This is a genomic window from Citrobacter sp. Cu096 (genome assembly GCF_030332285.1).
In the GTDB taxonomy this organism is placed as follows: domain Bacteria; phylum Pseudomonadota; class Gammaproteobacteria; order Enterobacterales; family Enterobacteriaceae; genus Citrobacter; species Citrobacter meridianamericanus.
Genome location: NZ_JAOWID010000023.1, coordinates 81,824 through 101,838, shown reverse-complemented (window position 1 = coordinate 101,838; position 20,015 = coordinate 81,824). Strand labels below are relative to the sequence as shown.

Annotated in this window: 19 protein-coding genes and 2 tRNA genes; 7 read left to right on the top strand and 14 right to left on the bottom strand. The window is 51.8% G+C overall.

Features of this window, described 5'->3' with window-relative positions:
• Positions 1–89 precede the first annotated feature (89 nt).
• A tRNA-Met gene (locus OGX99_RS09420) sits at positions 90–166 on the bottom strand.
• 334 nt (positions 167–500) lie between these two features.
• Here OGX99_RS09420 and argG point away from each other — a divergent pair.
• Positions 501–1,844, top strand: a complete 1,344-nt coding sequence (argG, locus tag OGX99_RS09415; protein ID WP_005131837.1) for an argininosuccinate synthase — start codon at positions 501–503, stop codon at positions 1,842–1,844.
• 169 nt (positions 1,845–2,013) lie between these two features.
• On the opposite strand, the gene OGX99_RS09410 is transcribed toward argG, so the two are convergent.
• From OGX99_RS09410 to OGX99_RS09400, 3 genes are all read right to left on the bottom strand, one after another.
• Positions 2,014–2,100 (bottom strand) — tRNA-Leu (locus tag OGX99_RS09410).
• A 9-nt stretch (positions 2,101–2,109) separates the two neighbouring features.
• Entirely contained in the window at positions 2,110–2,442 is a 333-nt protein-coding gene (secG, locus tag OGX99_RS09405; RefSeq protein ID WP_151217855.1) for a preprotein translocase subunit SecG, read from the bottom strand.
• A gap of 167 nt (positions 2,443–2,609) precedes the next feature.
• A complete protein-coding gene (locus OGX99_RS09400) occupies positions 2,610–3,503 on the bottom strand; it encodes a LysR family transcriptional regulator (RefSeq protein WP_151217856.1) in 894 nt (297 codons plus the stop codon).
• A 148-nt stretch (positions 3,504–3,651) separates the two neighbouring features.
• On the opposite strand from OGX99_RS09400, the gene iadA reads away from it, so the two are divergent.
• Together iadA and dcuC are read left to right on the top strand one after the other, a co-directional pair.
• The gene (iadA, locus tag OGX99_RS09395; protein ID WP_286543308.1) at positions 3,652–4,785 is read left to right on the top strand and encodes a beta-aspartyl-peptidase; all 1,134 of its coding nucleotides are present in this window, start codon (positions 3,652–3,654) and stop codon (positions 4,783–4,785) included.
• A gap of 10 nt (positions 4,786–4,795) precedes the next feature.
• A complete protein-coding gene (dcuC, locus tag OGX99_RS09390) occupies positions 4,796–6,262 on the top strand; it encodes a C4-dicarboxylate transporter DcuC (protein ID WP_151217858.1) in 1,467 nt (488 codons plus the stop codon).
• A gap of 45 nt (positions 6,263–6,307) precedes the next feature.
• Here dcuC and glmM read toward each other — a convergent pair whose 3' ends face one another.
• The 4 genes from glmM to rlmE all read right to left on the bottom strand — a co-directional run bounded on the left by glmM (position 6,308) and on the right by rlmE (position 11,248).
• A complete protein-coding gene (glmM, locus tag OGX99_RS09385; protein ID WP_151217859.1) occupies positions 6,308–7,645 on the bottom strand; it encodes a phosphoglucosamine mutase in 1,338 nt (445 codons plus the stop codon).
• Complete coding sequence (folP, locus tag OGX99_RS09380; RefSeq protein WP_187260107.1) at positions 7,638–8,486, bottom strand: dihydropteroate synthase; 849 nt, start codon at positions 8,484–8,486, stop codon at positions 7,638–7,640. Before folP ends, glmM begins: the two co-directional genes overlap by 8 nt.
• Positions 8,487–8,584: 98 nt before the next feature.
• Positions 8,585–10,519, bottom strand: coding sequence for an ATP-dependent zinc metalloprotease FtsH (gene ftsH, locus OGX99_RS09375; protein ID WP_043017790.1), 1,935 nt, complete (start codon positions 10,517–10,519; stop codon positions 8,585–8,587).
• Between the two features lie 99 nt (positions 10,520–10,618).
• Positions 10,619–11,248: a 23S rRNA (uridine(2552)-2'-O)-methyltransferase RlmE gene (rlmE, locus tag OGX99_RS09370; RefSeq protein ID WP_003025015.1), complete on the bottom strand. Its 630-nt coding sequence runs from the start codon at positions 11,246–11,248 to the stop codon at positions 10,619–10,621.
• Between the two features lie 125 nt (positions 11,249–11,373).
• Here rlmE and yhbY point away from each other — a divergent pair, with 125 nt between their 5' ends.
• The gene (yhbY, locus tag OGX99_RS09365; protein ID WP_003025016.1) at positions 11,374–11,667 is read left to right on the top strand and encodes a ribosome assembly RNA-binding protein YhbY; all 294 of its coding nucleotides are present in this window, start codon (positions 11,374–11,376) and stop codon (positions 11,665–11,667) included.
• 155 nt (positions 11,668–11,822) lie between these two features.
• Here yhbY and greA read toward each other — a convergent pair whose 3' ends face one another.
• Complete coding sequence (gene greA, locus OGX99_RS09360; protein WP_016154674.1) at positions 11,823–12,299, bottom strand: transcription elongation factor GreA; 477 nt, start codon at positions 12,297–12,299, stop codon at positions 11,823–11,825.
• Between the two features lie 248 nt (positions 12,300–12,547).
• On the opposite strand from greA, the gene dacB reads away from it, so the two are divergent.
• Positions 12,548–13,981: a serine-type D-Ala-D-Ala carboxypeptidase gene (gene dacB / locus OGX99_RS09355; RefSeq protein ID WP_151217861.1), complete on the top strand. Its 1,434-nt coding sequence runs from the start codon at positions 12,548–12,550 to the stop codon at positions 13,979–13,981.
• 92 nt (positions 13,982–14,073) lie between these two features.
• Here dacB and cgtA read toward each other — a convergent pair whose 3' ends face one another.
• The 4 genes from cgtA to rplU form a co-directional block, all read right to left on the bottom strand.
• Positions 14,074–15,246 carry an Obg family GTPase CgtA gene (gene cgtA, locus OGX99_RS09350; protein ID WP_151224426.1) on the bottom strand — a complete coding sequence of 391 codons (1,173 nt, stop codon included), beginning with the start codon at positions 15,244–15,246 and terminating at the stop codon, positions 14,074–14,076.
• Between the two features lie 15 nt (positions 15,247–15,261).
• Complete coding sequence (locus OGX99_RS09345; protein WP_003025028.1) at positions 15,262–16,227, bottom strand: DMT family transporter; 966 nt, start codon at positions 16,225–16,227, stop codon at positions 15,262–15,264.
• 127 nt (positions 16,228–16,354) lie between these two features.
• Positions 16,355–16,612, bottom strand: coding sequence for a 50S ribosomal protein L27 (gene rpmA / locus OGX99_RS09340; protein ID WP_003025030.1), 258 nt, complete (start codon positions 16,610–16,612; stop codon positions 16,355–16,357).
• Positions 16,613–16,631: 19 nt separating this feature from the next.
• On the bottom strand, positions 16,632–16,943 hold the full coding sequence (rplU, locus tag OGX99_RS09335) for a 50S ribosomal protein L21 (protein WP_003025032.1): 312 nt from the start codon (positions 16,941–16,943) through the stop codon (positions 16,632–16,634).
• A gap of 258 nt (positions 16,944–17,201) precedes the next feature.
• Here rplU and ispB point away from each other — a divergent pair, with 258 nt between their 5' ends.
• Both ispB and sfsB read left to right on the top strand, forming a co-directional pair.
• On the top strand, positions 17,202–18,173 hold the full coding sequence (gene ispB / locus OGX99_RS09330; protein ID WP_003025033.1) for an octaprenyl diphosphate synthase: 972 nt from the start codon (positions 17,202–17,204) through the stop codon (positions 18,171–18,173).
• 223 nt (positions 18,174–18,396) lie between these two features.
• Positions 18,397–18,681, top strand: a complete 285-nt coding sequence (gene sfsB / locus OGX99_RS09325) for a DNA-binding transcriptional regulator SfsB (RefSeq protein WP_151217863.1) — start codon at positions 18,397–18,399, stop codon at positions 18,679–18,681.
• Between the two features lie 56 nt (positions 18,682–18,737).
• Here sfsB and murA read toward each other — a convergent pair whose 3' ends face one another.
• On the bottom strand, positions 18,738–19,997 hold the full coding sequence (murA, locus tag OGX99_RS09320; protein WP_003839949.1) for a UDP-N-acetylglucosamine 1-carboxyvinyltransferase: 1,260 nt from the start codon (positions 19,995–19,997) through the stop codon (positions 18,738–18,740).
• Positions 19,998–20,015 lie beyond the last annotated feature (18 nt).

Genomic DNA, 20,015 nt, shown 5'->3' with positions numbered 1-20,015 from the left:
CGGAGAACCTTCCGAAAGAATTTTTTTCAAATCCAGCTACGAAGGCCTAAGTCTTCACAGTATATTTGAAAAAGAACTCTAAGGGAAAGTGGTTGCGGGGGCCGGATTTGAACCGACGACCTTCGGGTTATGAGCCCGACGAGCTACCAGGCTGCTCCACCCCGCGCCTGAAACGTGGCAAATTTTACGCGTTTTGGGTAAAAAATGCAAATACTGCTGGGATTTGGTACCGAGGACGGGACGTAAAATCTGCGCACAGTATATTGATTCACTATGCGGTATGTCAACCTTGTTACGACTATGCAAATCAATGAATGCTGGCCCGCGGATGTTCAGCAAGATAAATATGCTATCCACGCCGTTATTTAACGAAATTATCACTAAACTCTTCCTGTCACCCAGAAAAGATGATTAAATGAAAACTCATTTATTTTGCATAAAAATGCAATCAGTATAATAAGCCGACCTCTTCACCAGTCTATCAAGCAGGGTTTTATTTTATGACGACGATTCTCAAGCATCTCCCGGTAGGTCAACGTATTGGTATCGCTTTTTCCGGCGGCCTGGACACCAGTGCAGCACTGCTGTGGATGCGACAAAAAGGGGCTGTCCCATATGCATATACTGCGAATTTGGGCCAGCCAGATGAGGATGACTATGACGCCATCCCTCGCCGTGCAATGGAATATGGTGCTGAGAATGCTCGCCTGGTAGATTGCCGTAAGCAGCTGGTTGCCGAAGGGATCGCAGCCATTCAGTGCGGTGCATTCCACAATACCACCGGCGGACTAACCTATTTCAATACCACTCCGCTGGGCCGTGCAGTCACTGGCACCATGCTGGTTGCTGCCATGAAAGAAGATGGCGTAAATATCTGGGGTGACGGCAGCACCTATAAAGGGAACGATATTGAACGTTTCTATCGTTACGGTCTGCTGACCAACGCCGAACTGCAGATTTACAAACCATGGCTGGATACCGACTTCATCGACGAACTCGGCGGTCGCCATGAGATGTCTGAATTTATGATTGCCTGTGGTTTCGACTACAAAATGTCCGTTGAGAAAGCGTACTCCACAGACTCCAATATGCTCGGCGCGACCCACGAAGCTAAAGATCTCGAGTTCCTGAACTCCAGCGTCAAAATCGTCAATCCGATTATGGGCGTGAAATTCTGGGATGAGAGCGTGAAGATCCCAGCAGAAGAAGTTACCGTACGTTTTGAGCAGGGTCATCCGGTTGCACTGAACGGTAAAACCTTCAGCGACGACGTTGAGATGATGCTGGAAGCCAACCGTATCGGTGGCCGTCACGGTCTGGGTATGAGCGATCAGATTGAAAACCGTATTATTGAAGCGAAGAGCCGCGGCATTTACGAAGCCCCGGGGATGGCGTTGCTGCATATCGCCTACGAGCGTCTGCTGACCGGTATTCACAACGAAGACACCATCGAGCAGTATCACGCGCACGGTCGCCAGTTGGGTCGTCTGTTGTATCAGGGCCGCTGGTTCGACTCTCAGGCGCTGATGCTACGTGATGGTCTACAGCGTTGGGTTGCCAGCCAGATTACGGGTGAAGTTACGCTGGAACTGCGTCGCGGTAATGACTACTCAATCCTCAACACCGTGTCAGACAATCTGACTTACAAACCAGAACGTCTGACCATGGAAAAAGGCGATTCGGTATTCTCTCCGGACGATCGTATCGGTCAGTTGACCATGCGTAATCTGGATATCACCGATACCCGCGAGAAGCTGTTTGGCTACGCGCAGTCTGGCCTGCTCACCGCCTCTTCCGCAACCGGCCTGCCGCAGGTTGAGAATCTGGAAAACAAAGCGAAATAAACATTCATCATCTTAAGGCCGCAAAAGCGGCCTTTTTTATGCGCGGAATATGAGAGATATGGCTTGTAATAATGTCGGATGGCGGCGTAAACGCCTTATCAGGCCTACAGCACAGCTACAAATGACAGACGAAAAAAAAGACGCTTTTCAGCATCTTTTTTTCGGAATTTGGTACCGAGGATGGGACTCGAACCCACAAGCCCGTTAGGGCACTACCACCTCAAGGTAGCGTGTCTACCAATTCCACCACCTCGGTACAGAATACTTAGCGTGGGATGTCGCTGGTCGGCTGAGCCGGAGCAGCTGGCTGAGTTTGCTCGGTTTTCACCGGTGCGCTCAGATTTTCCCACTCACTTCCTTTATTGGTCTTGTTGCTGTTCATGTTACCCAGCACCAGACTGATAATGAAGAACAAGGTTCCTAATACAGCTGTCATACGGGTCATGAAGTTACCAGAACCACTTGAACCAAACAGAGTACCAGAAGCGCCTGCGCCAAAAGAGGCTCCCATATCAGCGCCTTTGCCTTGCTGCAGCATGATCAAGCCTACCAGGCCAATTGCCACAATAAGGAAAACTACTAAAAGAGCTTCGTGCATAATCAACCTGTTCCTTGCGGAGTTGCCGCGTACAATGCTTCGACCATTAAAGCGGGAATATTTACTGTTTCCCACTGAAGCGGGTGTGAATACTAACCAAAGCGAATAACCTTCGCAAGGGCAATTTGTTAGCATTGTATCAACTGCGGAAAAAATCGCCACATCAATCAAAAACGCAGCAACTTCTCCCAGCATCTCTGCATGACGGCACGTTGATCGTCAAGATTCGCCCATACCACAACGGGGATTTCACAAATCAGATCTGCGTTTTCCGGCCAGCAATGAATAATTTGCTGATTCACCAGCTCCTCCGCCACCATCGACTCGGGTAACCATGCCATCCCCATATGGCGTAGAACCATTTCTCGTATTGTTTCGCTTAAACCACTCTCAAACACTTTTTTCAGACGTGGGCGAACACGCTGTTCAGCTGGCTCAATAATGCGTCTGACAAAGGTGTAATCGCTGTAGCAAAGCCACGGGATCGGTGCATGCAGATCGTTAAGCACATTAGCAAGTTGCGCAGAAATAACCGGTATAAATCGCTCATATCGCCATAGCGAACGCTTTAATCCTCCGGCGATCTCCAGCCCCGGCTGCGCAGACGGCAAATCATATGTCACCAGCAGATCGATTTGCCGGTCTATCAGGGCGTTAAAGTGGTTGTCTATCCCCTGAATGCTGGCATTTACCGTGAAATTTAACTGCGGTTCACTTTGTCGCAGATAGTTGATCATATCCGGCAAGATATTCACCGACAGCGTATGCAGGCTAACCATTACCAGCGTATTGTCCGTTGCTGGCATCATCGCCGCCAGCTCGTGGCGCGCCTCTGTTAACGTGCTGAGGACGTGCCGGGCATACGGTTCAAAGCGCTCACCATAATGCGTCAGCGTAACGGGAGTCGTGGTCCGGTCAAACAATGGCACCCCCAACACCTCTTCCAGCGCCTTTATACGGCGACTGAGCGCTGGTTGAGTAATATGCCGCTGCGCTGCGGCCTGAGAGTAGTTTCCATGCTGACTCAATGCCAGAAAATCTTCCAGCCACTTACAATCCACGTTGAACTCTCCACCATGCCATAACCGCATCCTCCAATAACAAATTGGTAATAGTCATAGTTATAGTAATGGCTTTATGGTGGGCATCATAACAACAATATTCCGTTTCACCTGCCGACTCTCACCCTCGACGTTTGACAGGACCGATATGTTTACTTTATTGACCAATGCCCGTATTTTTTCTCCGGAGGATTTAGGCCTCTGCTCCCTGCTCATTCATGCCGACCGCATTGTTGCGGTGGAAAAAGATATTTCTCTGTTTGATAGTGTCGACGAGGTCATTGATTGTCGGGGGAAATGGATTATCCCTGGCATCATCGATCAGCATGTCCATCTTACCGGTGGCGGTGGCGAAGCCGGATTTGCCAGTCGCACGCCAGCCGTTAAGCTGCGAGACCTGATTCAGGCAGGTATTACCACGGTTGTCGGCGTGTTGGGTACCGATGCCATTTCTCGTTCCCCCAAAGATCTCTACGCTAAAATGCAATCGCTCAACCTTGAGGGATTACGCGCGTTTATGCATACGGGAGCCTACGCGGTACCTAGCCCAACCATTACGCGATCCATCCGCGATGATATGACGTTCATTCCGGCGATTCTTGGCGTAAAAATCGCCCTCGCCGATCACCGTGGTTCTTACCCCTCTTTCCAGGAATTACTGAGGATAGTCAGTGATATCCGCGTAGCTTCCCTGCTGGCAGGGAAAAAAGGGTTGCTGCATGTTCACCTGGGGAATCTGCCAGAAGGGATGTCACAGCTTATTGAACTGTGTGATGCAGGCATTCCGATTCACCACATTTCACCAACCCATGTAGCGAGAACAGAGCCCTTGTTTGAACAGGCAATTGCTTTCGCCCATCGCGGCGGCCATATTGACGTGACATCCGGTGGTAGTCGCTTCATGCCTCAGGAACAGGCGATCCTCCATGCTCTGGAAGCCCAGGTCCCGGCCGATCGCATCACGATCAGCTCTGATGGTAATGGTAGCGTTCCGCGGTTTAACGCTCAGGGGATCGTGGAAGGTTTAAGCGCAGCACCGGTCGCAGGTAACCTTAATCTGCTTCCTCGCCTGATTGATGTGGGGATTCCGGTGCCACAGGCGATTGCGATGTTGACGGCAAACGTGGCGCGCTCGCTGGGTATTTCCGGTGGTGTACTCTGCGCCGGGGAACGTGCCGATATTTGTGTACTCAACGATGACCTCTCGCTGGCCCATCTGTTTGCTGCGGGTAAGCCGTTGCTACGGAATGGCGAGTGCCAGGTTACCGGCAACTTCGAGTAAGGGGGCGAGAATGTCATTATTATTGGCGCTACTCGCCATCATTTTTGCCGGACGTCTGATCCTCAAAAAATATCACCCCCAGTCGGTGCTGCTCCTGACCGGGATTGTGCTGCTGCTCATCGCGCATTTTAGCGGGATGACCACGCTCAGCAGCCTGGTGAAAAAGAGCACCGGATTTGGTCCCTTTGACGCCTTTGAGTTTATCCGCGATACCCTGAGCGTGCGTCTCGGCGGCCTCGGGCTGCAAATTATGCTGATCGGTGGGTTCGCCACCTATATGTCAGCCATTGGCGCAAGCCAGGTGCTGGTTCGGGTAACGTCTCGTCCTTTGCAGCGTCTGAACTCACCGTACCTGCTGTTGGGCCTGGCGTTACTACTGGGCCAATTCCTGTCGCTGTTTATCAGCAGCGCCACCGGACTTGGCCTGCTGTTGATGGCGACGCTTTACCCGTTACTGACCCGTCTTGGCTGTAGTCGCGCCGCCGTTGCCGCCGTTATCGCCAGCACCTGTGCGGTTGAATTTGGTCCGGGTTCCGGCAACTCAGTTCTCGCCGCTAAAACCGCCGGCATTGAGGTGGTGAATTATTTCGTGCAGGATCAGTTGCCAATAGTTGTCCCCGTTATTCTGTTCATCGCCCTGCTGCATATTGTTGTACAACGCTTTTTCGACCGTCGTGAAATTGGTGACAATGTGGCTCAGCAAATGCAAACACTAACGTCTTCCGATGAAGCCGATGCACCGATCGCCTGGCTGTTTCTGCCCATGCTCCCACTGGTGTTGATGCTGGTGTGCAGCGATTTAGTATTCAGCTCGCTCAAAATTACGCTCGATACCGCCGTACTGATAAGTCTTGCCATTACCCTGATCTTTGAGTACTGCCGCCACCGTAAGGCACGCGACGTGATGGCCGGCGTACAAAAAGTTTTCGACAGCATGGGCAGCGTATTTGCCACCGTGGTGACGCTGATTATCGCCGGTGAAGTTTTTTCTGCCGGACTGAAAGCCATTGGCGCCGTCGACGCACTACTGTCGCTTTCTGGTGAATTTGGCCTCAGCGCCGCCTCGATTATCCTGCTAATGACGCTGATCACCTTTGCGATTTCCGCCCTGATGGGCTCCGGGAACGCGGCATTTTTCTCATTCGCCCCAATGGTACCGGACATCAGCCGTCATATCGGTAGCGACATCGCAGTCATGATGTTGCCTATCCAGATCTCGGCGGGCATTGGTCGTACGTTATCTCCCATTGCCGGCGTCATCATTGCTATCGCGGGAATCGCTGGCGTTTCGCCAGTCGATATTGTTAAGCGCACCGCAATTCCGATGCTGGGCGGTTGGTTACTGATGATTGCGTTGACTTTTGCCCGGTCAGGGCATTTGCTGGCAATACTGCCGTGGCTGGCAGTCCTTGTACTGCTGATGGTCGCCGGTTACTTCTGGCAGCGCAGACGTAAACAGCCGCTTGCCGTACAGTAAAAAAAAAGCCGGAGTCTCTGACTCCGGCTTTCGCTGTTTAAGTGATTACACTGCTTTCACGGCATCTGCAATACGGTGTGCGAATTCAGTCACCTGCGCTTCGTCTTCACCTTCAACCATCACGCGAATCAACGGTTCAGTACCTGATTTACGCAGCAGGACACGTCCACGATTGCCCAGCGCCGTTTCAACTTCGGTCATCACCGCTTTTACGTTTTCATGCTCCAGCGGATCGCCGCCACCTGCGGTGTAACGTACGTTAACCAGCAGTTGTGGGAACATTTTCATGCCGCTGCACAGGTCGTGCAAACTCATATGGTTGCGCACCATCGCCGCCAGGACCTGCAAACCCGCCACGATGCCGTCACCAGTGGTGGTTTTGTCCAGCAGGATCACATGGCCTGAGTTTTCGGCACCGATACGCCAGCCTTTTTCCTGCATTTTTTCCAGTACGTAGCGGTCGCCGACTTTCGCGCGGGCAAACGGAATACCCAGCTGTTTCAACGCCAGCTCGAGGCCCATGTTGCTCATCAGTGTGCCTACCGCGCCACCGCGCAACTGCCCCTGACGCAGGGCTTCACGAGCGATGATGTACATGATCTGATCGCCATCGACCTTATTACCTTCGTGGTCAACCATAATGACACGGTCGCCATCGCCGTCCAGCGCTATCCCCAGATCGGCTTTTTCCGCAATCACGCGCGCCTGCAGGGCACGGACGTCGGTGGCGCCAACTTCTTCATTGATGTTCACGCCGTTTGGCTCACAGCCAATAGCAATCACGTTCGCACCCAGCTCGCGCAGTACATTTGGCGCAATGTGGTACGTCGCACCGTTGGCGCAATCCACCACGATTTTAAGCTCACTCAGGCTTAGCTCATTCGGGAAGGTGCCTTTGCAAAACTCGATATAGCGACCAGCAGCATCAACGATACGGGTAGCTTTACCCAGCTCAGCCGAATCTACACAGGTGATCGCTTTTTCCATTTCGGCTTCGATAGCTTCTTCAACGGCATCCGGCAGTTTAGTCCCGTCGATGGAGAAGAATTTAATCCCGTTGTCATAGTACGGGTTGTGCGAAGCAGAGATAACAATCCCGGCCTCAGCACGGAAAGCGCGAGTCAGATAAGCAACAGCAGGAGTTGGCATTGGGCCCGTGAAAGAGGCAGAAAGACCGGCAGCAGCCAGACCCGCTTCCAGCGCAGACTCCAGCATATAGCCAGAGATACGCGTATCTTTACCGATAATAATTTTACGTGACCCATGACGTGCCAGCACTTTACCTGCAGCCCACCCCAGTTTAAGGACAAAGTCAGGAGTAATAGGGGCGTCGCCTACGCGTCCGCGAATTCCATCAGTGCCAAAATATTTACGATTACTCATAGCGTTTTTTTTCCTTTGCAGACAATGTGGCTTCCACCACACGCATCGCTTCTACGGTTTCTTTGACGTCATGGACACGAACAATCTGCGCCCCCTGCATTGCGGCAATGACCGCGCACGCCAGACTGCCGCTCAGGCGTTCGGATGGCCCCACATTCAGCAGTTGGCCAATCATTGATTTTCGTGACATTCCAACCAGCAGCGGCAGATTAAAATGATGAAACTCCGCCAGACGTGCCAGTAATGTGTAGTTGTGGGTGAGATTTTTACCGAATCCGAACCCGGGGTCGAGCAACAATTTATCTTTTGTGATTCCAGCCCGTTCACAACGCGCTATTTGCTCAACAAAATAACGATTTACATCAGCAAAAACATCCTCGTATTTTGGTGCTTCCTGCATGGTTTTCGGCTGCCCCTGCATATGCATCAGGCAAACTGGCAATCCGGATTCCGCTGCAGCTTCCAGCGCTCCGGGTTCCGAGAGTGAGCGAATGTCATTAATGATATGTGCGCCGGCTCTGGCGCTTTCGCGAATCACTTCCGGTTTTGAGGTATCGACAGAAATCCACACTTCAAAACGCTGAGCAATCGCCTCCACCACCGGGATCACTCGCTGCAACTCTTCTTCGACGCTCACATCGGCAGCACCTGGACGCGTGGATTCACCACCCACATCAATGATAGTCGCCCCGGCGTTAATCATCAGGTTGGCGTGTTTCACCGCCTCAACCAGAGAATTGTGCGCCCCGCCATCGGAAAAAGAATCTGGGGTGACATTCAAAATCCCCATGACATGTGGATGGCTGAGATCCAGTGAAGAACCCTGAGCAAAGAGTTTCATAGCTTTATCCCTGAAAAAATCTTGAATATGCAGATAAGAAAAACCCCGGAGCAAGCCCCAGGGTTTTCAATTAAAACACGGTCATCATCAACGATAACTTATTTGTCGCCCAGTTGCTCTGACATGGTGCCAGAGTCCGGCGCACGCGGTTCATCAACCGGACGCGGTGCGCTAGGCTTACCGGTGCTGCCAGAGTTGTTGTTAGAAGAACCCGGTTCTTCCCAACCCGCTGGCGGACGCACGTCGCGGCGAGCCATCAAATCGTCAATCTGCGGTGCATCGATGGTCTCATATTTCATGAGCGCATCTTTCATCGAGTGCAGAATATCCATGTTTTCATTCAACAGACGACGCGCACGGTCATAGTTACGTTCAATCAGCAGTTTAACTTCCTGATCGATAATGCGAGCCGTTTCATCGGACATATGTTTAGCTTTCGCCACAGAACGTCCCAGGAACACTTCGCCTTCTTCTTCAGCATACAGCAACGGTCCGAGTTTCTCGGAGAAGCCCCACTGAGTAACCATGTTACGCGCCAGATTGGTCGCGACCTTAATGTCGTTCGACGCACCGGTAGAAACGTGCTCAACACCGTAGATGATCTCTTCCGCCAGACGACCGCCGTACAGCGTGGAGATCTGGCTTTCCAGTTTCTGACGGCTGGCGCTAATTGCGTCGCCTTCAGGCAGGAAGAAGGTCACACCCAGTGCACGACCGCGCGGGATAATCGTCACTTTGTGCACCGGATCGTGTTCCGGTACCAGGCGACCGATAATCGCGTGGCCTGCTTCGTGGTACGCGGTAGATTCTTTCTGCGCTTCCGTCATCACCATGGAGCGACGTTCCGCACCCATCATGATTTTGTCTTTCGCTTTCTCGAACTCAACCATCGACACGACGCGCTTGTTGCCGCGAGCAGCAAACAGCGCCGCTTCGTTCACCAGGTTCGCGAGGTCCGCACCAGAGAAGCCTGGCGTACCACGTGCAATGATTGCCGCATCGATATCCGGAGACAGCGGTACGCGACGCATATGCACTTTCAGGATCTGTTCACGACCGCGAACGTCCGGCAGACCAACCACAACCTGACGGTCGAAACGGCCTGGACGCAACAGCGCAGGGTCAAGTACGTCCGGACGGTTAGTTGCCGCGATAACGATAATACCTTCGTTACCTTCGAAGCCGTCCATCTCAACCAGCATCTGGTTCAGCGTCTGCTCACGTTCATCGTGACCACCGCCCAGACCTGCGCCACGCTGGCGACCTACGGCGTCGATTTCATCGATAAAGATGATGCACGGTGCCGCTTTCTTGGCTTGTTCGAACATGTCACGCACACGAGATGCACCAACACCGACGAACATTTCCACGAAATCAGAACCGGAAATTGTGAAGAAAGGAACCTTCGCCTCACCTGCGATAGCTTTTGCCAGCAGAGTTTTACCTGTACCCGGAGGACCGACCATCAGGACGCCTTTCGGGATTTTACCGCCCAGCTTCTGGAAACGGCTCGGTTCGCGCAGATACTCAACCAGTTCAGCAACTTCTTCTTTTGCTTCGTCACAACCAGCAACGTCAGCAAAAGTAGTTTTGATCTGATCTTCCGTTAGCATGCGCGCTTTGCTCTTACCGAACGACATGGCACCTTTGCCACCACCGCCCTGCATTTGACGCATGAAGAAGATCCAGACACCAATCAGCAGCAGCATTGGGAACCAGGAAATGAAGATAGAAGCCAGCAGGCTCGGCTCTTCAGGCGGTTCGCCAACAACCTTGACGTTTTTGGTCAGCAGGTTATCAAGCAGCTTCGGATCGTTAACCGGAATGTAGGTCGTGTAACGGTTACTATCTTTCTTGGTAACGTTAATCTCACGTCCGTTGATCTTCGCTTCACGAACCTGGTCCTGATTGACCTCTTGCAGGAAGGTAGAGTAATCAACCTTACGGCCATTAGACTCGCTGGGCCCAAAGCTCTGGAATACTGACATCAGCACAACGGCAATGACCAGCCAGAGAATTAGGTTTTTCGCCATGTCACTCAAGGGATTAACCTCATATTACAACTGTGTTAAAAACAGCGTCAGGATACTCTATATCCAGTTTCTTTCAAACTTTCGTTTGAAATCTACCGGTTATGGTTTACGCCCGGTCGCTACAATATACACTTCACGCGAACGGGCGCGAGAAGAGTCCGGCTTACGAACTTTGACCTTCGTAAACAGGGAGCGAATCTCTCTTAGATACTCATCGAAGCCTTCGCCCTGGAACACCTTCACTACAAAACTACCACCTGGCGCTAATACATCACGAGCCATTCCAAGCGCCAGCTCTACCAGATACATGGCCCGGGGAATGTCCACCGCCGGTGTTCCACACATATTTGGCGCCATATCAGACATGACAACTTGTACTTTACTGTCACCTACGCGCTCAAGTAACGCTTTCAGGACTAATTCATCACGAAAGTCGCCCTGAAGGAAGTCCACACCAACGATTGGATCCATAGGTAAAAGATCGCAAGCGATAATGCGGCCAGTGTTGCCGATCTGCGTAACCGCATATTGCGACCAACCACCGGGTGCAGCACCGAGATCAACAATCGTCATCCCCGGTTTAAAAATTTTGTCACTTTGCTGTATTTCATCAAGTTTAAACCAGGCACGGGAACGTAACCCCTTTTTCTGCGCCTGTTGAACATATTTATCGCTAAAGTGTTCCTGAAGCCAGCGACTCGAGCTGGCAGAACGCTTTTTACCTGTCATTTCACATTCCCAAAGGGCAGTTCATCGTAACCAATGGTGTAAATTTCTACACAGCTATTTGGCGATATATGGGAGATGGCGGTAGAATGACCCGTTTTCAATCCCAACGTAAGCAAAAATATACGATGAATCTGAGTACTAAACAAAAACAGCACCTGAAAGGTCTGGCACATCCGCTCAAGCCTGTAGTTATGCTTGGCAACAATGGTTTGACCGAAGGGGTACTGGCCGAGATTGAACAAGCGTTAGAGCACCATGAACTTATCAAGGTGAAAATCGCCTCGGAAGATCGCGATACCAAAACCTTGATCGTGGAAGCTATCGTACGCGAAACCGGCGCCTGTAACGTACAGGTCATCGGCAAAACGCTGGTACTGTATCGCCCGACTAAAGAACGTAAAATCTCGCTGCCACGCTAAGAATATCCCAAAGTTGCACACGAAGTTTGTGTAAAACGCGGGATTTTCCGCTAGCAGGAGAGCAAAATGCCACGCTCTCTTCGTTGATAAAAGGCCGCTATGCGGCCTTTTTCCTTTCTTTACAATACATCAACATCTTGAGTATTGGGAAATTCTTACAGGTATTCGACCTTCGTCACTTCATATTCAACTTCACCGCCCGGCGTTTTGATAACCACCACGTCATCCTGCTCTTTGCCAATCAGGCCACGAGCGATAGGCGAGTTCACCGAAATCAGGTTCTGTTTAAAATCGGCTTCATCATCGCCGACAATACGCCAGGTCTGCTCTTCGTCGTTATCAAGATTCAGCACGGTAACCGTCGCACCGAAAACGACGCGGCCATTGTTCGGCATTTTAGTGACGTCGATAACCTGCGCGTTGGACAGTTTAGCTTCGATATCTTTGATGCGCCCTTCGCAGAACCCCTGTTGTTCACGCGCCGCGTGGTACTCCGCATTTTCTTTCAGGTCGCCATGCTCACGCGCATCTGCAATAGCGGCAATGATTTCAGGACGGCGCACAGATTTCAGAAAATCCAGCTCTTCGCGCAGTTTTTCAGCACCACGTAAGGTCATCGGGATAGCTTGCATTTGTTATACCTCTTGAACATTCCTGTAGGGGGCGGTTGCTCTCACCCCGGCTGCTAAGCACACTCTGGCATACGCCATGCCAGAGTCAGAAGCAAAAAAATACCGACCCGGGGCTCAGGGTCCCAGGTCAGCTACAATTCTCTATTTGATGATCATTTTACCCTGGAGTTCCCGATGGGTCATCGTTTACTTTTTGGGGCGTTGCGCCGTAGTATGACGGCCTGTTTCCAGGTTGTTAGCGCGAGATTATGCGATTTTCCAGATTTACCATTGGATTGACTGCCAGTATAGCGTTCAGCGTTCAGGCCGCGAACGTCGACGAGTATATCAATCAGCTCCCTGCCGGAGCCAACCTCGCCCTCATGGTACAGAAGGTTGGCGCACCTGCTCCTGCTATTGATTTTCATAGCCAGCAGATGGCACTCCCCGCCAGTACCCAGAAAGTGATCACCGCGCTGGCGGCATTGATTCAGCTCGGGCCTGACTTTCGTTTTACCACCACGCTTGAAACTAAAGGCAACGTGGAAAACGGGGTATTAAAAGGTGACTTAGTGGCGCGATTTGGTGCCGATCCGACGCTAAAACGTCAGGATATCCGCAATATGGTGGCAACCCTGAAAAAATCAGGCGTGACGCAAATTGCCGGAAATGTCCTGATCGATACCTCTATTTTCGCCAGTCATGATAAAGCTCCTGGCTGGCCCTGGAACGACATGACGCAGTGTTTTAGCGCACCGCCCGCAGCAGCCATTGTCGATCGTAACTGTTTCTCTGTTTCACTCTACAGCGCGCAAAAACCTAACGATCTCGCGTTTATCCGCGTGGCATCTTATTACCCGGTCACCATGTTCAGCCAGGTGCGAACTCTCGCTCGAGGCTCTGCCGAAGCGCAATATTGTGAACTGGACGTGGTGCCTGGCGATCTCAACCGCTTTACGTTGACCGGATGTCTGCCACAACGTGCCGATCCGCTGCCGCTGGCGTTCGCCATTCAAGACGGCGCCAGTTATGCCGGGGCGATTCTCAAAGATGAGCTAAAACAAGCAGGGATCACTTACAGCGGTACTCTGCTGCGCCAGACGCAGGTCAACACACCGGGAACCGTGGTCGCCAGTAAGCAGTCAGCGCCGCTGCATGACCTGCTTAAGATTATGCTGAAAAAATCGGACAACATGATTGCCGATACCGTTTTTCGCATGATTGGTCATGCGCGATTTAACGTGCCGGGCACCTGGCGAGCAGGTTCTGATGCCGTGCGCCAGATTTTGCGTCAGCAAGCGGGCGTTGATATCGGCAACACGATTATTGCCGATGGTTCTGGACTCTCCCGCCATAACCTGATTGCTCCTGCGACCATGATGCAGGTACTGCAATATATTGCTCAGCACGATAACGAGTTGAACTTTATCACCATGTTGCCGCTGGCGGGCCATGATGGCTCTTTGCAATATCGTGCGGGTCTGCATCAGGCTGGTGTGGATGGCAAAGTATCGGCGAAGACAGGCTCTTTGCAGGGGGTCTATAACCTTGCGGGCTTTATCACTACGGCAAGCGGTCAACGTATGGCATTTGTGCAGTATTTGTCTGGTTATGCGGTAGAGCCGGCTGACCAACGTAATCGCCGAATTCCGCTAGTACGCTTCGAGAGCCGGTTGTACAAGGACATTTATCAGAATAACTAGATTTTGAAGATGGCGGATGGCGCTTGCGCTTATCCGACCTACGCAAACTGGAAACAAAAACCCCGGCAGCATGGCCGGGGTTTTTAATGCGATTAACGCTTGTAGATGAACTCAACGCCTTCTTCGTCGTCTTCGTCCCAATCGTCATCCCAGTCATCTTCCGCTTCGTCTTCGACTTCAGCGAGCTGCTGGCGATGGTAATCATCCCACATGAACTCAACTTTCTCTGGCTGTTTCGCTTCTTCAGCCTGAACAATCGGGTTCTCGATGATAAAGGTCATCACATCCCAGCAAAGATCCTTCACGCCCAGCTGGCTGGCGGCAGAGATCAGATAATATTTACCTTCCCAGCCCAACGCTTCGGCGATAGCTTTCGCTTTCTCTTCCGCTTCAGACTTGTCCATCAAATCAATTTTGTTGAACACTAACCAGCGCGGTTTAGACGCCAGATCCTGACTGTATTTTTCCAGTTCGCCAATAATGATACGGGCGTTTTCTACCGGATCGGAACCGTCAATCGGATCGATATCGATGAGGTGCAGCAACACGCGGCAACGTTCCAGATGTTTCAGGAAGCGGATACCCAGACCAGCGCCTTCAGCCGCACCTTCAATCAGCCCCGGGATATCGGCAACCACGAAGCTCTTTTCATTGTCCATACGCACTACACCCAGGCTTGGTACCAGGGTGGTGAACGGATAATCAGCGACTTTCGGCTTCGCCGCAGATACTGCACGGATAAACGTCGATTTACCGGCGTTTGGCATACCCAGCATACCCACGTCTGCCAGCAGCATCAGCTCGAGCATCAGATCGCGCTTATCGCCCGGCGTCCCCATTGTTTTCTGACGCGGAGTACGGTTGACCGAGGATTTGAAACGGGTGTTACCCAGACCGTGCCAGCCGCCTTTAGCGACCATCAGACGCTGACCATGTTTAGTCATGTCGCCCATGGTTTCGCCCGTGCCCTGGTCGATAACACGTGTACCGACAGGCACTTTAATCGTGACATCTTTACCACGCTTACCGGTGCAATCACGACTCGCGCCATTCTGACCACGTTCCGCACGGAATGATTTTTCAAAACGGTAATCAATCAGCGTGTTCAGGTTCTCGTCGGCTTCCAGCCAAACGTCACCGCCATCACCGCCGTCACCACCGTCCGGACCGCCTTTTGGGATGTATTTTTCGCGGCGGAAGCTGACGCAACCATTACCGCCATCACCTGCAACGACCAGAATCGATGCTTCATCAACAAACTTCATTTTACTCTCCGTAAATCATTCGCCTGAGCGGGGTTGCGAAACCACCGTTTCATGCTTACGTAAACCGCCCCAAATTCGATGACCAATGGCGGAATACATCGCGCCCGCAACCACGATAAACGCACCGAGATAACCTAATAGGTTTAGCATCGGTCTGGCGAAGAAATCGGGCCAGGCCAGTGATAATAAATCTGAAAATAACAACGTAAACAGCGGTGTGAGCGTAATAATGGCACTCACCTGCGCCGCCTGCCAACGCGCCATCGCTTCCGCGAGAGCACCGTATCCTACCAGCGTATTCAGGCCGCAGAATACAAGGCATGCCAGCTGCCAGTCGCTGAGCTGCGTGATGACACCGGGTTTAGCCAGCGGCAATAACGCAATCGTACATAAAGTGTACAGCAAAAACAGGATCTGCGGTGATGCCAGCCGACGCAATAACACCTTTTGCGCGACCCCATAGCTCACCCAAACCATTGCCGCACCGACACCAAAGATAACGCCCCAGGTGTAATCGGTGAGCCGGGTAAAAATTTCGATCAGACTAGTATTAAAAAACAGGACCAGTCCGCTCAGAAGCATAATGGCGCCAATCACCTGCGTGCCGCGCATCTTTTCTTTCAGGATAAAGACGCTGGCGATCATCATACCAACCGGTGACAGTTGACCGATAACCTGCGAAGCCGTTGGGCTCAAATATTGCAAGGATGAACTAAACAGAATGAAGTTACCGAACAGCCCACCGGTAGCGATAGCCAGCAGTACCAGCCAACGCGCTTTGCGAAAAATACGCAATGGAGGGAGCTTTTTTTTAACCGCAAGAATAGCGCCAAGGCCAATACTTGCCATTAAAAAACGGTAAAACACCACGGTAGGAGGCTCCATCACCTCCAGCACTTGCTTCATTGCTATTGGCAAAGCCCCCCAACATACTGCCGTTGTGAGTGCTAACAGAATACCAATGCCTGCCTGCTGCTTCATACCGTATTCCCTGCAAGGGCTCGTTTCCGGGTTGTCACGGCGCGACGAGCGTATTTACCGGCCGTCGAATGTAAAAAGCCCCGCAACGTGTTGCGGGGCTTTTATCCGTTACCGGGACGCGAAAAACTTATTCAGCAACGATGCTGATGAATTTACGGTTTTTCGGGCCTTTCACTTCAAATTTCACTTTACCGTCTGCTTTAGCAAACAGAGTGTGGTCTTTGCCGCAACCAACGTTGGAGCCAGCGTGGAATTTAGTACCACGTTGACGAACGATGATGCTACCAGCCAGAACTGTTTCACCGCCGAAGCGTTTTACGCCCAGACGTTTAGCTTCTGAATCGCGACCGTTACGAGTCGAGCCGCCAGCCTTTTTATGTGCCATTTAATCTGCTCCCCTTAACTTAAGCGCTGATGCCAGTGATTTTCACATCAGTGAACCACTGACGATGGCCCTGCTGCTTACGGTAGTGTTTACGACGACGAAACTTAACAATTTTAACTTTCTCGCCACGACCGTGAGCAACAACTTCAGCTTTGATAACGCCGCCATCAACGAAAGGAACGCCGATTTTGACTTCTTCACCGTTTGCGATCATCAGAACTTCAGCGAATTCAACAGATTCGCCAGTTGCGATGTCCAGCTTTTCCAGGCGAACGGTCTGACCTTCGCTTACTCGGTGTTGTTTACCACCACTTTGGAAAACCGCGTACATAAAAAACTCCGCTTCCGCGCACACCTTTTTGATGATTCAGAGTGCGCTATAAATATTCACAATAGGGCGCGAATATTACGCAAAACGCGAGCCTTTGACAAGTGCTACCGTCAATACATGAAGAAAAAAAACACAACACGTACGGTAACGTTTATCTACGGCGTTTTTTCAGTACAATCAGCATATATTTATAACCCTAAACCCGACGTTACCTTTTCATACAGTAAGGTAATCGGGGCGAGAAGCCCGGCTTTTGCGATGAATTTAGAAAAAATCAATGAGTTAACCGCGCAAGATATGGCGGGGGTCAATGCGACAATCCTTGAACAGCTCAATTCCGACGTCCAGTTGATCAATCAACTGGGGTACTACATCGTTAGCGGCGGCGGAAAACGCATTCGCCCAATGATCGCCGTACTCGCCGCGCGTGCCGTTGGCTACCAGGAAAATGCACACGTCACGATTGCGGCCCTGATCGAGTTTATCCACACCGCGACCCTGTTACACGACGATGTTGTGGATGAATCTGACATGCGTCGCGGGAAAGCCACGGCGAATGCGGCCTTTGGTAATGCGGCCAGCGTGCTGGTCGGCGATTTTATCTATACCCGTGCTTTTCAGATGATGACCAGCCTCGGTTCGCTGAAAGTGCTGGAAGTCATGTCGAAAGCGGTCAACGTCATCGCCGAAGGTGAAGTCTTACAGTTGATGAACGTCAACGATCCGGACATCACCGAAGAAAACTATATGCGCGTCATCTACAGTAAGACCGCGCGTTTGTTTGAGGCAGCGGCCCAATGCTCTGGCATTCTGGCTGGTTGCAGCGAAGAACAAGAGAAAGGATTGCAGGATTACGGCCGTTATCTCGGTACAGCTTTCCAGTTAATTGACGATTTGCTGGATTACAGCGCAGATGGCGAGCAACTGGGTAAAAACGTTGGTGATGACCTCAACGAAGGCAAACCTACGCTGCCGCTGCTGCATGCCATGCGCCACGGTACGCCAGAACAAGCGCAAATGATCCGCCAGGCCATTGAGCAAGGTAATGGCCGTCACCTTCTGGAGCCGGTTCTGGAAGCGATGAACGCCTGTGGTTCTCTGGAGTGGACTCGCCAACGTGCAGAAGAAGAGGCTGATAAAGCCATCGCTGCGTTACAGGTGCTACCAGATACGCCGTGGAGAGAAGCGCTGATTGGTCTGGCGCATATCGCCGTACAGCGCGACCGTTAATTCCTTCCAGCCCCCTCCTTTATCATCCCGTGCCTTGCACGGGATGTTCTTATAAACTCCAATAACAAATATAATCTTCCTAAAAACAACAAATAACCTTGATATATTCTGAATGTACACGCTCTTTAAGTGAACATTTTAGAACATTCATTCTCCGGGCGTTATAGTGTTGCCACAACCGATCGTGGAACCGTAAGTCGTTAACCAAAGGAGAGATGAATTTATGGAAAGCAAGCTGATTGACTGGCATCCGGCCGACATCATCGCCGGACTGCGCAAGAAAGGAACCTCAATGGCCGCTGAATCACGTAAGAATGGGTTGAGCTCATCAACGCTGGCCAATGCGTTAACCAGGCCATGGCCAAAAGGTGAGTTGATTATCGCCCGGGCACTGGGAACTGATCCCTGGGTGATTTGGCCGTCACGCTATCACGATGCCAAAACGCATGAGTTCATTGACAGAACGCGGATGATGAGGAGTCGCAGAGAGAAACAGAATCCGGAATGAACATTGAGCAGTAACCCCCGGCCAACTGAACTGGGGGTTACAAGAGACGTAGACGATTACTCGCCTTTCACGCGCTCAATGTTTGCGCCCAGCGCGCGCAGCTTATCTTCGATACGCTCATAGCCGCGATCGATATGATAAATACGGTCGACTACCGTCGTCCCTTCAGCAATACATCCTGCGAGGACCAGGCTTGCGGATGCACGCAGATCGGTCGCCATAACCTGTGCGCCAGAGAGCGTTTCCACGCCGTGGCAAATCACAGTATTGCTTTCGATTTCTGCATGAGCGCCCATACGGCTCAGCTCAGGCACATGCATAAAGCGGTTCTCAAACACGGTTTCCGTGATGAAGCCCGTCCCTTCTGCCACCAGGTTCAGCAGCGTGAACTGAGCCTGCATATCGGTTGGGAACGCCGGATGCGGCGCAGTGCGCACATTGACCGCTTTCGGACGTTTACCGTGCATATCGAGGCTTATCCAGTCGTCGCCGACTTCGATATCCGCCCCCGCATCACGCAGCTTCGCCAGAACGGCATCCAGCGTGTCTGGCTGTGCATTACGGCAGATGATTTTGCCACGAGAAATTGCCGCTGCGACCAGGAAGGTACCGGTTTCGATACGGTCTGGCAGAACGCGGTAAACGCCGCCACCAAGACGTTCTACGCCTTCGATAGTAATGCGATCGGTACCCTGACCGGTGATCTTCGCACCCAGCGCAATCAGGAAATTCGCGGTATCGACAATTTCCGGCTCACGTGCGGCGTTTTCGATGATGGTCGTGCCTTCGGCAAGCGTTGCTGCGCACATGATAGTAACAGTCGCACCGACGCTTACTTTGTCCATGACGATGTGCGCGCCTTTCAGGCGGCCATCAACGGACGCTTTCACATAGCCTTCTTCGAGCTTGATTGTCGCGCCTAACTGCTCCAGACCGGTAATGTGCAGGTCAACCGGACGCGCACCAATGGTGCAGCCGCCCGGCAGTGAAACCTGGCCCTGGCCAAAGCGAGCAACCAGCGGCCCGAGCGCCCAGATGGACGCACGCATGGTTTTCACCAGATCGTACGGCGCACAGAAAACGTTCACGTCGCGCGCATCAATGTGCACCGAACCATTACGTTCAACTTTCGCACCCAGCTGGCTCAGCAGCTTCATTGAGGTGTCAACGTCCTTAAGTTTCGGGACGTTTTGGATCTCTACAGGTTCTTCAGCCAGCAGCGCCGCAAACAGGATCGGCAGTGCAGCATTTTTAGCGCCTGAAATTGTGACTTCGCCCTGGAGCTTGGTTGGCCCCTGAACACGAAATTTATCCATTATTCTGTTCTCTGTTAA

What these genes read in the sequence shown, in the direction of transcription:
- argG (WP_005131837.1), top strand. Translation starts at nt 501, where the DNA reads ATGACGACGATTCTCAAGCATCTCCCGGTAGGTCAACGTATTGGTATC.
- secG (WP_151217855.1), bottom strand. Translation starts at nt 2,442, where the DNA reads ATGCACGAAGCTCTTTTAGTAGTTTTCCTTATTGTGGCAATTGGCCTG.
- iadA (WP_286543308.1), top strand. Translation starts at nt 3,652, where the DNA reads ATGTTTACTTTATTGACCAATGCCCGTATTTTTTCTCCGGAGGATTTA.
- dcuC (WP_151217858.1), top strand. Translation starts at nt 4,796, where the DNA reads ATGTCATTATTATTGGCGCTACTCGCCATCATTTTTGCCGGACGTCTG.
- glmM (WP_151217859.1), bottom strand. Translation starts at nt 7,645, where the DNA reads ATGAGTAATCGTAAATATTTTGGCACTGATGGAATTCGCGGACGCGTA.
- folP (WP_187260107.1), bottom strand. Translation starts at nt 8,486, where the DNA reads ATGAAACTCTTTGCTCAGGGTTCTTCACTGGATCTCAGCCATCCACAT.
- ftsH (WP_043017790.1), bottom strand. Translation starts at nt 10,519, where the DNA reads ATGGCGAAAAACCTAATTCTCTGGCTGGTCATTGCCGTTGTGCTGATG.
- rlmE (WP_003025015.1), bottom strand. Translation starts at nt 11,248, where the DNA reads ATGACAGGTAAAAAGCGTTCTGCCAGCTCGAGTCGCTGGCTTCAGGAA.
- yhbY (WP_003025016.1), top strand. Translation starts at nt 11,374, where the DNA reads ATGAATCTGAGTACTAAACAAAAACAGCACCTGAAAGGTCTGGCACAT.
- greA (WP_016154674.1), bottom strand. Translation starts at nt 12,299, where the DNA reads ATGCAAGCTATCCCGATGACCTTACGTGGTGCTGAAAAACTGCGCGAA.
- dacB (WP_151217861.1), top strand. Translation starts at nt 12,548, where the DNA reads ATGCGATTTTCCAGATTTACCATTGGATTGACTGCCAGTATAGCGTTC.
- cgtA (WP_151224426.1), bottom strand. Translation starts at nt 15,246, where the DNA reads ATGAAGTTTGTTGATGAAGCATCGATTCTGGTCGTTGCAGGTGATGGC.
- OGX99_RS09345 (WP_003025028.1), bottom strand. Translation starts at nt 16,227, where the DNA reads ATGAAGCAGCAGGCAGGCATTGGTATTCTGTTAGCACTCACAACGGCA.
- rpmA (WP_003025030.1), bottom strand. Translation starts at nt 16,612, where the DNA reads ATGGCACATAAAAAGGCTGGCGGCTCGACTCGTAACGGTCGCGATTCA.
- rplU (WP_003025032.1), bottom strand. Translation starts at nt 16,943, where the DNA reads ATGTACGCGGTTTTCCAAAGTGGTGGTAAACAACACCGAGTAAGCGAA.
- ispB (WP_003025033.1), top strand. Translation starts at nt 17,202, where the DNA reads ATGAATTTAGAAAAAATCAATGAGTTAACCGCGCAAGATATGGCGGGG.
- sfsB (WP_151217863.1), top strand. Translation starts at nt 18,397, where the DNA reads ATGGAAAGCAAGCTGATTGACTGGCATCCGGCCGACATCATCGCCGGA.
- murA (WP_003839949.1), bottom strand. Translation starts at nt 19,997, where the DNA reads ATGGATAAATTTCGTGTTCAGGGGCCAACCAAGCTCCAGGGCGAAGTC.